A 12,294-nucleotide genomic window follows, 5' to 3' on the forward strand; every position below is an offset into this window, starting at 1 on the left:
CTAAGGCTATGATTATCGTTAAATACCAAGTAGAGCGACATAGGGAAGAAAAATGGACCTGCAAGAGAACAAAAGAAATGCCATTGCGTTTTACGAAACCGCCTATCGAGGTAATCCAAAAAAGGCAGTTGAAGACTACGTTGGCGATGAGTACATTCAGCACAATCCATTAGTTGGAAATGGCCCTGAGGCTTTTATCGAGTATTTTGAGCGGATGCAAAACGAGTATCCCAATAAAGACATTACGTTTGTGCGAGCCATTGCTGAGGGGAATTTGGTGGCACTACACACTCACCAAACATGGCCTAATGATATTGAATACGTGACGATGGATTTCTTTCGTTTTGATCATAATGGGAAAATCGTCGAACATTGGGACGCTCTGCAAGAGATTCCTAAAGAAACATTGAATGGCCACACCATGTATTAACGAATCGTTGATTAGTCTCCCATGCCGTTTATTCAAACGGTATGGGAGGTTAAATGATTTGTGGCACTCTAAGTATCAATCATCAAAGCGCTTTTTCTATTTTCACCGCTACGTCTTCAGATACCCAACCTTTCCATAAGTCAGGGTAGGTATTAAAGAAGTAAAACATCGCTTCTTCACCATCTGCGTAGTTATCTTCCATCCAGGCCAGCATTTCACTCATTTGCTCGTTGGTAAATCCGCGTTTCTGCAAGTACGCGAATGCTTGGGGTTCTTTGCTCGCAAACGCCTCAGTTGTTACTGTGCGAACTGGAGAAGGTGGGTACATTGTTACTTTTGGTGAAGCGCAATCAGGCTGGGTGGTACAGTTGCGATACTCTTCCAGATCCGTTCCGCTACCAAAATCCACTTTGACCATATCATACTTGCCCAATACGGGTGTTGGTGACCAGTAGTAACCAAACCAAGGCATTTTGCGATCATAGGCTTTGGCGATGGTGCCAGCTAATGCTGCGCCAGAGCCTGGGTCAACCATCTCAAAGCCGTGCTCACTTAACCCTAATGCATTAAACAAGTGACCGGAGGTGATTTGGCATGTCCAACCAGCAGGGCAGCTATAAAAGGCGAACTTGTCATCATCCTCAGGGTGTTCAAACAGCTTGGCGTGTTTAATGACGCCTTCTATCGTCGCGAGCTCTGGATACTGTTTTACCAGATAGGCGGGAACCCAAAAACCTTCTTCACCACCATTGACAAGCGACTCACCAGCGATGCGCAAGCGTTTATCAGCAATGCCTTTATCAAGCGCTTCTTTAATACCGTTTGTCCATAACTCTGGCGCAACGTCAGGTTGTCCCTTTTCAATCATAGAGGTGCCTGTAGGAACGCTATCACCAGGGATCAATTCCGCATCGCACTGGTAGCCTTCATTTAAGACAAATTGGTCGATGTGCGCCATTAAGCTGGCCGAATTCCAATTCATATCCGCGATGGTTATTTTTCCACATTCATCTGCATTTGCATGAGTTGATAATGCTGATAGCAGCAGAACAGAGAGCATTGAAGGTGTCGTCTTCATGTGACTGAATTTCCTTGTCGTTGTCATTTACTTCAGTATATACATCGGTTTATAAAGATTCAGTGAACAAGGTTTTTTCAGTGACGTTAAGCATAAAAACGGCTATTTATGAAGCGTTTAGTGAGAGTGGTTGAAAGGGAGTTAATACAGCAAGAACACCCCTTCGTAGCCGCCGATCTCAATGTGAGAAACATAATCGCCGATGTTACCGTCTTGATCTACAGGTTGCATAGGTTCTGGAAGTGCGATAGTTATCTTCGGTGAGGAGAAATAATCGATATTCTTGCCAAAGAAATCAGTCCGATACAGCACTCGGCCTTTAGTAAATTCGCGAGCTAACACCATCTCCGTAGGGCCATGCATCACTACCGTATCTTCTGAGCGATACGCAAAGTACGTATGGGTTGGTAACAAATCGATAGCGCCATTAGGCAAGTCAGGATGAGCCACTTTGCTCATAGATGCATCTCCAATCATCGTGTAATCGGCGGAATAGGGCGTGCTGGTGGACATCATTAACGGAGTCGCCTGATACCCATCTGGGATTTGATTGGCTGGCGTACCTAAATCGATGGCAAGCAAGGTGCTAGGTTGATAAGCAATATTCTTTGGTATGCCTGCCTTCCAGAAGTTGTCACCTGTAGTGTTATTGCTTCCATATACGTAACCATTATTCCACTGGCTAAAGTAACTGCGCTCAGGGTGATAGTTTAAGTAGAACACTACTAGTGCAGAATATTGGTCCTGCTTCCAATTGTTTTCTGTGTTACCAAAGTATTGGACGCGACCATAACGAGTTGTTGCTTGATAAATCACTTTCTGGCCAACTTTGGCGAGAGCAGCGTTATCCCAAAACTTAGCCAAGCCAGCATAGCCACTAAAGCCAGTGGAAGGGAAAAGGTAGTGCTCGCGCAAGTACAAGGAGCCAGCACCAACCAAGTGGTTTTGGCCGTTACGACCGAATAAGTTGGCCGTGCCTATGTTGAGGCCAATTAACGCATCCGCATCCAGCGTCGCCAATTTGTTTAAGAACGCCGAGAATTGCGCTTTGTATGCATCATCAGCGGCTTGGCTTCCCGCCACCAAACCAAGCTCATCCACCGTACCACCAGAATAAACGTAGAACTGATTTTCTCCGAGTAACTTATTCGTATCGTCGTTGTACGCACCGTTTAAACCTTGTTTCGCCCATTCAGCTTGGTAATAGTGGTGCATTGCGTTGGCAAGGTCGGGATCGCCGAGGTTGGTTAATGCCCAAGAAGAGGTTTGATTCCACATACGACCAAATGGAATAACCCGTGACTCCCAACGAAATCGTGCCGTTGCATTCTTATTCGAACGGTTTTTGTATTCATGCCAAGAAAGATAATTGTCTTGGTTTCGATCTGCAGATTTGTCGAAGCCACGAATTTGTCGCCAGCGTTGAATGGTTTGACCTTCAGGTGTCTCCGTTGGTGCTCCTGAGACATTGACGACAGGGAAGCTATCTTTGAGTTGAATGTTTTCGAGGCGTGGGCGGTTTTCTATGTTGTCGTCATGCCAAGTAATTTTCGCAAGGTAAAGGCGGCCGCCGTCGCGTAAAAAAGTGGACCCAAAATACTGACCGCCACCATAGGTTTGTCCGCTACCATCGTGTGTCGTAGCGCGAACCCAATCCGAAGGAACAGACCAGTTTACCGTTTGGTTTTTAGTCATGTTCTCAGTCTTGTCTTTTTTAATTACGAAGTTTTTCCATTCTGTTACCAGACCGAATGAATCGATGGCAGAAGGGTATTCAATTATGAAGTTGCCACCTTGAGCAAACTGGGAAAACGTAAGGGTTAAGCGGTCGAACTTCTCTGAGTGATAAACATAGAGGGCACCACCATTATTCGCCTGACCGAATACATCAGCATCCCATGGCGGTGGTCGATATAGCCAAAAACCGGCGTGGTCAGCACTAGCCGTATAACCAACAATCATCGGTTTTCGATTGAGCAGAGTATTCTCGCCATGGCTTGAGTCGACTTCAGCTAGGACAGTGTCTTCCGAAAAATGAAGAAAAAAGTCCTCATAATCGATGTTATTTATTTCTGCTTGGTTACGTATATCGTTTTCCAGCCAACCTGAGTTAAGTTCCAGCTTTTGGTTGTACATGTAACCAAGCGCTTTTACACGCTCGTTATCACTCTTATTTTGGTAAGCTCCAAACACGATATCGGCATTATCCAACTCCCATTCAAGTGCAGCCGCAGCAGAGATAGGCTTATCTTGAAGATCAATACCCTGTTCATGCAATCCAGGTAACACGATTGCTGTTCTACTCCAAACGCCGGGTACAGAAAGCAAGCTCAGAGAAGCGAGTGTAACGAGAGAAAAACAATGCGACTTCAACATGGAGTTATCCCATTAATACTTAGATGACTCAAATTAAGAGTCAGATACAAAGAGAAATTATAGTCCATTCGCGAAGTCGTAATCTGGCCCCTACCATAGAGGACTTTACAGGAAAACTAACAGGGGATGCTGTGCAAAAATGAGCGGGTGTACTTGGAATAGATCATCCTCATAGACTCAAAACTTCCTCTACACGTCAGCACAAAAATAACCACCATTTTAACTTTGTTTCGGTCGTCACCATGTTGTTGGATTTTTCTTCAACAAATTCAGTTAAAACTAACTCTTCAAACCAGTCAGATACTCTGTCTTGGTGGTTGCTGATCATACAAAAAATTAACAAATTAAATTTTTATACATTTTTATTGCATAAAAAGTCCAGTTGAGTAATATAAATACCAAGTGACAATTAATGCGGTATGTCAGCATGACTATTCAGGTAAGCGGAATCAATAAATCCTACGGTGAGACACAAGTGCTTCACGATGTCAGCTTTAAGTGTGAAAGCGGGGAAACACTGGTGTTACTTGGTCCAAGTGGCGCAGGTAAGAGCTCTCTACTGCGTGTTCTTAACCTTCTTGAAGGGGCGGATAACGGCAAGCTAAACATCGCAAATGATGTTTTTGATTTCTCTACTGAAATCAAAGAGAAACAAGGTTTAGCACTTCGTCGTAAAGTAGGCATGGTGTTCCAACAGTACAACTTATGGCCGCACATGACAGTAATGGAGAACCTGATTGAGGCTCCGGTAAAAGTATCTGGCATGGATAAAGAAGAAGCGAAGAACCAAGCAATGCAAATTCTCGCAACGCTGCATTTGGCAGATAAAGCGGATGCATGGCCGATGCAGCTTTCTGGTGGTCAGCAACAACGTGTGGCGATTGCTCGTGCACTGATGATGAAACCGGAAGTCTTGCTTTTTGATGAACCGACCGCAGCGCTTGATCCGGAAATTACTAACCAAGTCGTTAAGATTATTAAAGATTTAAGCGAAACTGGCATCACCCAAGTCGTAGTAACGCATGAGGTCGATTTTGCTAAGAAAATCGCTAGCCACGTACTGTATCTAGAAAAAGGATACATCGTCGAGCACGGCACAAATGATTCGTTTTCTAACCCGCAAACCGCCCAGTTTGCTGACTACCTAAATCACTAAATTACGTTTTTAACGTTCAGTCTATTTAACAGATAAGCTCGGCTGTCATTGCGAGTGTCAGCCCACTAAGTACACACGGAGTATTGCAATGAAAAAGATTCTACTAGCTTCACTAATCGGCCTTTCTTCTGCAACTATGGCAGCAAACGCAGCAGCACAAGAAGAGATCAAATTCGCGATGGAAGCGACGTACGCACCATTCGAATACATGGATGAAAATAACCAAATCCAAGGTTTTGACGTGGATCTGGCGAACGCACTATGTAAAGAAATGGAAGCCAAATGTACCTTCCATAACCAATCTTTTGACAGCCTGATCCCTGCATTAAAATTCAAACGTTACGATGCGGCTATCTCTGCAATGGATATTACTGAGGCGCGTTTGGAGCAAGTGAATTTCACGAATGCATACTATGAAAACTCAGCAGCGTTTGTTTCTATCAAAGAAAAAGTTGCTGATCAAAAAGCACTAGAAGGTAAGCGCGTTGGTGTTCAAAACGGTTCAACACACCAAAGTTACTTGATTGAGCAAATGCCGGGCGTAACAGCGGTTCCTTACTCTAGCTACCAAGACGCATTCATCGATATGAAGAACGGTCGTATTGATTCTGTATTCGGCGATACAGCTGTCGTAGCTGAATGGTTCAAGAAAGAAGACAATCTAGCATATGTGGGCGAGCACGTAACCAACCCTAAATATTTCGGTAACGGTTTCGGTATCGCAGTAAACAAAGGTAACGATGAGCTAGTGAACAAGCTGAACACGGCACTGAAAACAGTGAAAGCGAACGGCGAATACGACGTAATCTACAACAAGTACTTCGGTAAGTAATATGGCACTAACGGGTTACTCTTTATCGCTTGTTCAAGCTAGTTGGATGACTGTCCAGCTAGCCTTCACAAGCCTTTTAGTCGGTTTGATTCTGGCAGTGGTATTCGCCAGTGGTGAAATGTCTCGCCGCGTTTTCGTTAAATGGCCAATGACGGCATTTGTGACGATTGTGCGTGGCTTGCCAGAAATCCTTGTCGTGTTGTTCATCTATTTTGGTTCGACGCAGGTTCTGTTTTTAATCACCGGCGACTTTATTGAAGTTAGCCCGTTTTTGTCTGGCGTGGTGGCGTTGTCGTTAATCTTCGCTTCTTATGCTTCTCAAACTCTACGTGGCGCGTTAAAAGCCGTTGGAAGAGGGCAGAGAGAAGCAGCAAGTGCACTCGGCGTCAGTCAGGCACATGCTTTTGTTCGCATTGTTTTGCCACAAGCAGTAAGACACGCGCTACCAGGTTTAACTAACCAATGGTTGGTTCTGTTGAAAGATACCGCGCTTGTATCACTGATTGGCGTAACGGATTTGTTGAAACAAGCGCAGCTAACGTCTGCTGCGACGCATGAAGCTTTTACATGGTACGCAACCGCTGCGGCGATTTACTTAGGCATTACTTTGATTACGCAACGTGCCGTAAAACTGATTGATAAGAAGTTCTCAATTCAAGGCATGAGTATGGGACAGGAGGCTACCGCATGAACGAACAACACGTTTGGCAAATGCTGGATGGCTTAGGCACTAGCCTTCAATTGACTGCCGCTTCTTTGGTGGTGGGCTGTCTCTTAGCTTTGATGATGACGCTGACTCTGATCTTACGTACTCCGGGTTTGCATTGGTTAAGTCGTGGCATCATCACCTTGTTTACTGGTACGCCTTTATTGGTGCAGATCTTCTTGGTGTACTACGGTCCGGGTCAGTTTGATGTCGTAAGAGAAAGCGTATTCTGGACATGGTTAAGCCAACCTTGGTTTTGTGCGATGTTAGCACTAGCACTAAATACCGCTGCATACAGCACTCAGTTGTTCAAAGGAGCGTTTAACGCGATTCCTTCCGGTCAATGGCAAGCGTGTCGTGCATTAGGCATGAACAAAACCGCAACACTGAAAGTGCTTCTGCCATACGCTATTCGCCGTGCTGTTCCGGCTTACTCGAACGAAGTGATTTTGGTCTTCAAAGGCACGTCACTAGCAAGCACGATTACGATCATGGATCTGATGGGTTATGCGCAGCGCATTAACGCACAAACCTACGATACGTTGACGGTATTTGGTATTGCAGGCGCATTTTATTTAACCGTAAATGGTGTGCTCACTCTTATCTTCCGTCAGGTAGAGAAGAAAGCACTAGCCTTTGAAGCCGTTTAATTATTAGTAGCTAATTTGTAAATGCCTCTGTTCAGCGTTGCCCTGAACAGAGGCATGTTTGTTTTAGTGTACTGCTACGCTGGAAAAATCATCAAGAATCACCAAACTTAAGTAAGGCAAACAATCACTGGTGATGATATGGAACGTCGACACTTCTTAGCTTTATGGTCGCTAATATTTGCGCCTTCGCTAAAATCCGCTAGCCCAATGAAGCCGACACCGCCTCAAACGGAAGGACCATTCTATCCCGTGGTTCCAGTGCCATTTCGTCAAAATTTGATTTTGCAGTCGAAAGGTCTTATTGGTGAGCCCATTTTTCTTCAGGGTAAGATAATGGATACAGCAGGGAATCCATTGTCTGGAATGAAAATAGAAATATGGCAATGTGATGGACAAGGCATCTATGAACACCCGAATCAACCTAACAATAATAAGTTTGATCCTCACTTCGCAGGCTTTGGTGCAGTTTTAACTGACGAAGATGGGAATTACCTTTTTCAAACGTTATTTCCGGTTCCATATAGCTCTCGACCTCCCCACATCCACGTCAAACTATGGAGTGGAGAGAAAGAGCTGTTAACGACTCAGCTTTATTTGAAAGGGCGAACTGGTAACGAGTGGTGGGGCGGAAAAGCCCGTGATTATTTGCAGTTTAAGCCTGTCAACATTGATGGTCGAGTCGTCGGTGAGTTCAATTTTGTGCTCGCTTAATACGATTAAGCATTATTTTGAAAACTCACATCGTAGATTACAAAAGTAATTAGCAAACAGAAGCTTCTAACAGATTAGTCTTGTCCGGCTCTGACTCTTAGTTTGTAGAAATCACTGTACCCAGATTTACGGAGTTGAACACCGCTTACACCTTTCGCTCTGGTGATTTTTTCTTGCCCCCAGAACAATGGTAAGATTGTTGTATCAGCTCTGAGCTCCGAGAGTATTCCCTCCAAACGTTTTTCAGGCGTGGGATCAGAGACTGCATCGTGTACGTGATTAACATGCTGTTCAAATTCATCAGAGTGAAGAGCAAATCGAATACCTGTACCTGTTAATAGCCACTCATAAATTCCATAGGTTAAAGGTGGCTCAATGACATCTTCGACAAAGAGCAAGTCGGCTTGTTCTTTTACAAGTTGAGGATTACTAGCGTCAGTTAGCTCCACAAATTCTACATGCAACCCAGTTTGACGGATTAAATCTACGATCCATTGGTTCGCTTTACTTAAATAATCAATCGTCCACTTTGGATGGGTTATGACCAACGTTCCCTCAAGCTGAGGAATATTCTCATTGTGAGAGCTGTCATCGAGAATTTGCATCGTTTCCAAGCTATTCGCTTTGGCAAATTCAAATCTACGACTCTCGATAAAAGAAAATAGGCGCTGCCAAGTTTGCTCGCTTAGTGAGCACTCGGCGCGACGATTACGTGCTAGAAAAGAAAATGCCTGAATCATATAACATTCGGTATCGTCAGTTTCCTGATTATAACTGATGTATTGATCCAGCTCAGTCCCTTGATGAGAGAGTGTTATTTGCTCCAATAATGCCTTTTTTGCGAAATAGTTATGATGTTTCTTCAGTACTATTTTGTCGGTATCCCAATGCCTAAGTACAAACGGGCCAGTACCTATTGTGATACTGCGACCTTTAAAGCTCTTCTGACGTCGAGTAGTGATAGACGCATTTGCGGTTGCTAAGCAGTAAATGAATAAGTTATTAGGCTGCTTTAAGTCAATACGTATAGCTTGTTTGGCATTATCGAAGCTGATACGAGTGACTTGCTGAAGTAATTTTTGGACGGGGCCATCTGTTGTAACGAGCTTATTTAAAGAGTGTACGACATCTTCTGCTTGTAATGTTAGCCCATCGTGACAGCAGATATCAGGGCGGAGCCAAATATATATACAACTGCCTTCATTTTTGTACTCACAAGCGAGGTGATTTTTTAATTGACCGTAGTGATCAACGGTAAATAGGGTGTCATACAAGCTGCGTATTACCTGCAGTTCTGAAAAGCGATAAGTCAGTGAAGGGGTTAGCTCATCTACCCAAGGATACTGGCTGACGATGAGTGTATTTGAATCTTTGTTTTCTTCTGAAACTTCTGCGAGTGCTTGGCTAAGTGCGCTTACAGCGGTGCTACGGTAATGCTCAAGTAACCTCGAGATGACGTCAAAGCTACCATTGTTGATTTCATTACGAATCGTAAAGTAGAGGGCTTGATGTATTGTTACCGTCACTTTTAGTGTGCTGGCTTTCCCACGACCACGACCTGGCTCCCAATGGATCCAATTGTAGCTGTCAAGTATTCTCAGTATATTAGATATGTTGCGTCTAGAAGTTGAAAAAACCAGTTCTAAATCGTCGAGGTTTACCTGATACGTTTGAGAGTGTTTGTAATGTTTTAATAACTGGCTCAATCTACGAAGACATGTTTCTGTCATGTTTTATTATGTTTCCTCAATAGATGATTGATTTATTAAAGCTATATAATAAATTGATTTCATATTGTGGTGAAGAAAGGTGATTGCTTAAACCCCTCAGTGTTATTGATTGGCTTATCTTCTTCCCATTTAAAAGTATTGGTGGTTTTCATTTTGACTCTAATATATTACTACTAATATAGAGTAAAGGCTCATTTTTTAATTTTTACTATAATATTAGTGAGTTATGATTAATGTTAGTGTTTGTTTTATTAGTTGTGTCTAATTAGTTAGGCGTAATGACATGAAAATACCCCCACTCATCTATGCAAATAAGCAGGGGTATAAGTTTATTTTACTTCTGGGAAGGTAGTGAATATCGTCCACTCATCTTTAACCATCCCTTGTTGGCCGACAACAGTGGCAGTAACGCGGCGGTTTAATGCGTGGCTGACACGATCCATACCCGGCTCTGCTAACTGTGTGTCGCCAAAAGCAATAATTGCGAGGCGGTCACCCGGGATTCCTTTTTTTATCAATAGATTGCGTACATTCTCTGCACGATGGCGAGATAGGTTTAAATTGTATTCTGCGCGTCCTACCTTACTTGCGTATCCTTGTATCTCTATAGAAGTGGTTGGATACTTTTTAAGAAATGCAGCCAACTCATCTATCTTGTTTTTAAAAATTTGGTTAATAAGAGCAGAGTCATTATCAAACAAAATCTTAAGTTGGTATTGCTCTTCTTTATGCAAATAGGTTTCACAACCATCATTGTCCACTTCTGCCCCTATTGGAGTGCCTGCGCAAAGATCACGAGCGTTTATCACACCATCTTGGTCCAAGTCGTTTAGGTCAGCAATCTGATTCGCCTTTGGTATAGGAATGTACGCCAGCTCATCTTTTGCGTATGCACTATGATGACTCATTATGACTAAAGCCAGAGTGATTAGAAGATTCTTTTTCATTGTATTTAGTACTCCACCGATTGAGTCCACTCTTCCGGTATGTCGACGCGCAATGCGTCTAAAAGCTGCCCGGTTGAAGTCAGGGTTCGATATTGTGCGTATTGCTGCGCAAATTGTGTTTCTAAGTAGTTTTTGCGTGATTCAAACAACTCGTTTTCAGTGTTCAGCAGATCAAGTAGGGTGCGCTTTCCAATACGATATTGTTTTTGGTATGCAATAACGGTGTTTGACATGGAATCAACGTGTTGTATTAAAAAAGACTTTTGTTGTTTAGTCAGCTCAAGAGCGCTCCAAGAAAGGCGGAGCTCTTGCTCCACACTTCGGTATGCTCGCTCTCTGAGGTCTTTCGCTTTATTGAGTTGATAGGCCATACTGTCACTGTTCGCAGAGTCTCGGCCACCGTTGTAAAGGTTGTATCGGACACGAAGCATTGCTTGTGTTTCAGAGTTGAGACCATTTACTCCTCCTACATCATCGTTCCAGCTTTGTTTCGCTTCAAATGAGATGACTGGGAAATAGTTTGCATCCGCTTGTTTATATTGGAACCTGGCAGAATCGACATCTGCGAGTGCTATTTTTATGACAGGATGATTGTCAAAAGCCTGCGATTGGGCCTCGTCTAGAGAATTGGGGATAAAGTTTTGGTCTGCGTGCGGAAAAATAAGGTTAGTTGGTGCTTCACCAACTAAGCGAAAGAATGCTGTTTGAGCGTCTTTATGGTTATTTTGTGCAGCTAAAACATTACTTTGAGCTTTTGCTAAACGAGCTTTAACCTGGTTAAGGTCGGCAACTGAGCCAATTCCTGACTCTGTACGCTTTTTAATATCAGTATAAATTCGCTTATGTGTGTTTAGGTTGCTAGTGGAAAGCGCAGTCAGCTTTTGTGTTTTTACTACATCCAAATAAGCTTTAATGACTTCTAACGCAACATTTTGGGCATCTGCAAGTAACTGATAACGCACAGACTCTGCATCTGCAGAGGTACGATCAATGTCATATAGGGTTTTTGAACCATCCCAGATCAACTGGGTAAGAGTAATTGCCATATCTTTACGGGTCATCTCGGTATCACTCTTACCAGTAGAGTCGGAAGGGTGAATGCTCTCGTAACCGATACCCGCGTCAATATCGAGACTAGGTTTATATGCTCCACGTGATTTATCGATAATATAACGACTACTCATATACTCGTTAAACGCACTTTTGATATCAGGGTTCGTTGCAAATGTTGTCGCTATTGCTTGTTCTAAAGTTTGTGCGCTAGAAACCAGTGGTATTAGCAAACCAAAACACGCGATACTAATATTACTTAGCTTCACTAAAATCTCCCCAAATAATTTAACGCCAGTTATTTTTCAAAAATAAATATTAAAGATTACTAATATTACCCAAGGCAAACGTTTCCTTTTGCTTGCTTTTTTGGAATGTAAGCTGCTATTTCAATGAAAATTTAATGACAAGTTTAAAGAATATTAAAAATAGGTCGCATAACATATGTTTTTACGGTGCAAAATAAAACAAATTTAAAACATGAAAATTATTGATAGGATAATTGCGTGTTTTAGGTGGGTTAATTGATGCTAGCTTACGACCAATTGTGTATATCGCTTCTTGAAAATAAGTCTTATTACTTTCTTAGTTTTATGGACTTTGAGATTTTTGTATTTACTAAATGAGG

Annotated in this window: 11 protein-coding genes; 6 read left to right on the top strand and 5 right to left on the bottom strand. The window is 42.9% G+C overall.

Features of this window, described 5'->3' with window-relative positions; translation table 11 throughout:
- Window positions 1-52: 52 nt before the first annotated feature.
- The gene (locus B7360_RS12620; RefSeq protein ID WP_048625191.1) at window positions 53-430 is read left to right on the top strand and encodes a nuclear transport factor 2 family protein; all 378 of its coding nucleotides are present in this window, start codon (window positions 53-55) and stop codon (window positions 428-430) included.
- A gap of 82 nt (window positions 431-512) precedes the next feature.
- On the opposite strand, the gene B7360_RS12625 is transcribed toward B7360_RS12620, so the two are convergent.
- On the bottom strand, window positions 513-1,508 hold the full coding sequence (locus B7360_RS12625; protein ID WP_085343647.1) for an ABC transporter substrate-binding protein: 996 nt from the start codon (window positions 1,506-1,508) through the stop codon (window positions 513-515).
- A 141-nt stretch (window positions 1,509-1,649) separates the two neighbouring features.
- Window positions 1,650-3,884: a hypothetical protein gene (locus B7360_RS12630; RefSeq protein WP_085343648.1), complete on the bottom strand. Its 2,235-nt coding sequence runs from the start codon at window positions 3,882-3,884 to the stop codon at window positions 1,650-1,652.
- A gap of 427 nt (window positions 3,885-4,311) precedes the next feature.
- On the opposite strand from B7360_RS12630, the gene artP reads away from it, so the two are divergent.
- The 5 genes from artP (at window position 4,312) to B7360_RS12655 (ending at window position 7,939) form a co-directional block, all read left to right on the top strand.
- On the top strand, window positions 4,312-5,040 hold the full coding sequence (artP, locus tag B7360_RS12635) for an arginine ABC transporter ATP-binding protein ArtP (RefSeq protein WP_101911867.1): 729 nt from the start codon (window positions 4,312-4,314) through the stop codon (window positions 5,038-5,040).
- Window positions 5,041-5,128: 88 nt separating this feature from the next.
- On the top strand, window positions 5,129-5,872 hold the full coding sequence (locus B7360_RS12640; protein WP_005390934.1) for an arginine ABC transporter substrate-binding protein: 744 nt from the start codon (window positions 5,129-5,131) through the stop codon (window positions 5,870-5,872).
- Between the two features lies 1 nt (window position 5,873).
- Window positions 5,874-6,563 carry an arginine ABC transporter permease ArtQ gene (artQ, locus tag B7360_RS12645; RefSeq protein ID WP_053808019.1) on the top strand — a complete coding sequence of 230 codons (690 nt, stop codon included), beginning with the start codon at window positions 5,874-5,876 and terminating at the stop codon, window positions 6,561-6,563.
- Window positions 6,560-7,228 (top strand): arginine ABC transporter permease ArtM, encoded by a 669-nt coding sequence (artM, locus tag B7360_RS12650; RefSeq protein ID WP_065646167.1) that lies wholly within the window; start codon window positions 6,560-6,562, stop codon window positions 7,226-7,228. The genes artQ and artM overlap by 4 nt, the downstream gene beginning before the upstream one ends.
- Before the next feature lie 138 nt (window positions 7,229-7,366).
- The gene (locus B7360_RS12655) at window positions 7,367-7,939 is read left to right on the top strand and encodes a protocatechuate 3,4-dioxygenase (protein WP_085343650.1); all 573 of its coding nucleotides are present in this window, start codon (window positions 7,367-7,369) and stop codon (window positions 7,937-7,939) included.
- A gap of 74 nt (window positions 7,940-8,013) precedes the next feature.
- On the opposite strand, the gene B7360_RS12660 is transcribed toward B7360_RS12655, so the two are convergent.
- The 3 genes from B7360_RS12660 to B7360_RS12670 all read right to left on the bottom strand — a co-directional run bounded on the left by B7360_RS12660 (window position 8,014) and on the right by B7360_RS12670 (window position 11,935).
- Window positions 8,014-9,669, bottom strand: a complete 1,656-nt coding sequence (locus B7360_RS12660; RefSeq protein WP_085343651.1) for an ABC transporter substrate-binding protein — start codon at window positions 9,667-9,669, stop codon at window positions 8,014-8,016.
- A gap of 329 nt (window positions 9,670-9,998) precedes the next feature.
- Window positions 9,999-10,616, bottom strand: coding sequence for an OmpA family protein (locus B7360_RS12665; protein ID WP_085343652.1), 618 nt, complete (start codon window positions 10,614-10,616; stop codon window positions 9,999-10,001).
- A gap of 5 nt (window positions 10,617-10,621) precedes the next feature.
- On the bottom strand, window positions 10,622-11,935 hold the full coding sequence (locus B7360_RS12670) for a TolC family outer membrane protein (protein ID WP_048625183.1): 1,314 nt from the start codon (window positions 11,933-11,935) through the stop codon (window positions 10,622-10,624).
- Between the last annotated feature and the right edge of the window lie 359 nt (window positions 11,936-12,294).

Origin of the sequence: Vibrio sp. ArtGut-C1 (genome assembly GCF_002105475.1) — a bacterium.
Classification (GTDB): Bacteria; Pseudomonadota; Gammaproteobacteria; order Enterobacterales; family Vibrionaceae; genus Vibrio; species Vibrio diabolicus.

Bases quoted from the DNA above. Each gene is read 5' to 3' on its own strand.
- B7360_RS12620 (WP_048625191.1), top strand. From the start codon at position 53: ATGGACCTGCAAGAGAACAAAAGAAATGCCATTGCGTTTTACGAAACC.
- B7360_RS12625 (WP_085343647.1), bottom strand. From the start codon at position 1,508: ATGAAGACGACACCTTCAATGCTCTCTGTTCTGCTGCTATCAGCATTA.
- B7360_RS12630 (WP_085343648.1), bottom strand. From the start codon at position 3,884: ATGTTGAAGTCGCATTGTTTTTCTCTCGTTACACTCGCTTCTCTGAGC.
- artP (WP_101911867.1), top strand. From the start codon at position 4,312: ATGACTATTCAGGTAAGCGGAATCAATAAATCCTACGGTGAGACACAA.
- B7360_RS12640 (WP_005390934.1), top strand. From the start codon at position 5,129: ATGAAAAAGATTCTACTAGCTTCACTAATCGGCCTTTCTTCTGCAACT.
- artQ (WP_053808019.1), top strand. From the start codon at position 5,874: ATGGCACTAACGGGTTACTCTTTATCGCTTGTTCAAGCTAGTTGGATG.
- artM (WP_065646167.1), top strand. From the start codon at position 6,560: ATGAACGAACAACACGTTTGGCAAATGCTGGATGGCTTAGGCACTAGC.
- B7360_RS12655 (WP_085343650.1), top strand. From the start codon at position 7,367: ATGGAACGTCGACACTTCTTAGCTTTATGGTCGCTAATATTTGCGCCT.
- B7360_RS12660 (WP_085343651.1), bottom strand. From the start codon at position 9,669: ATGACAGAAACATGTCTTCGTAGATTGAGCCAGTTATTAAAACATTAC.
- B7360_RS12665 (WP_085343652.1), bottom strand. From the start codon at position 10,616: ATGAAAAAGAATCTTCTAATCACTCTGGCTTTAGTCATAATGAGTCAT.